The 688-nt window shown below is 75.9% G+C and carries 1 protein-coding gene; it reads right to left on the bottom strand.

The window, feature by feature from the left end; all coding sequences use genetic code 11:
• Nucleotides 1-21 precede the first annotated feature (21 nt).
• Nucleotides 22-688 (bottom strand): carbohydrate kinase family protein (locus tag C1J00_RS43925; RefSeq protein ID WP_245936765.1); only part of this gene is annotated, 667 nt, incomplete at its 5' end.

The following is a 688-nucleotide window of genomic DNA, read 5'->3' as shown; positions in this document are numbered from 1 at the left end:
GCCCCCTGGACGGCCAGGGCGTCACGCCGAGCGCCGGAAGCCGATCGTGGGGACGGCACGCCGCAGCGGCCATGGCCTCACCAGTTCCTCCGACACCAGGTCGGCCAGGAACCCGTACCTCTCCAGTGCCACCGCCGACTGCCCCTCGACCGACTGCACCTCCCGCCACCACGCGGCGATCTCCGACCACCCCGGCGCCGACAGCGACCCGCCGAACTCCTGCACCGACAGCGCCGCCGTCAGCCCGGCGAAGGCCAGCCGGTCCGCCAGCGGCCAGTCCGCCAGTGTCCCGGCCACGAACCCGGCGACGAACACGTCACCGGCCCCGGTCGGATCGAGCGCCTCGACGGCGATGGCCGGTACCTCCGCCGTCTCCCCCGTACGCCGGTCCACCGCATACGCCCCGTCCGCACCGAGGGTGACCACCGCGAGCGGCACGTACTCGGTCAGGGCGTGCGCGGCGGCCCGGGGGCAGTCCGCGCCCGTGTACCGCATCGCCTCCTCCGCGTTCGGCAGGAACGCCTCGCAGTGCCGCAGGTCGGGCAGCCCGGCCAGATCCCACGCCCCGGTGTCGTCCCAGCCGACGTCGCCGAACACGCGGGTGCCCTTGCTCGCGGCCTGGGCGATCCAGGGCGCGCTCACGCCGGGTGCGAGGGAGGCGACGGCGGCACGCACCCGGGGCGGGCAC

This window comes from Streptomyces cahuitamycinicus (assembly GCF_002891435.1).
Lineage (GTDB): Bacteria > Actinomycetota > Actinomycetes > Streptomycetales > Streptomycetaceae > Streptomyces > Streptomyces cahuitamycinicus.
The sequence above is the reverse complement of the archived record's forward strand: the minus strand, read 5'-3'. Positions and strand labels throughout refer to the sequence as shown.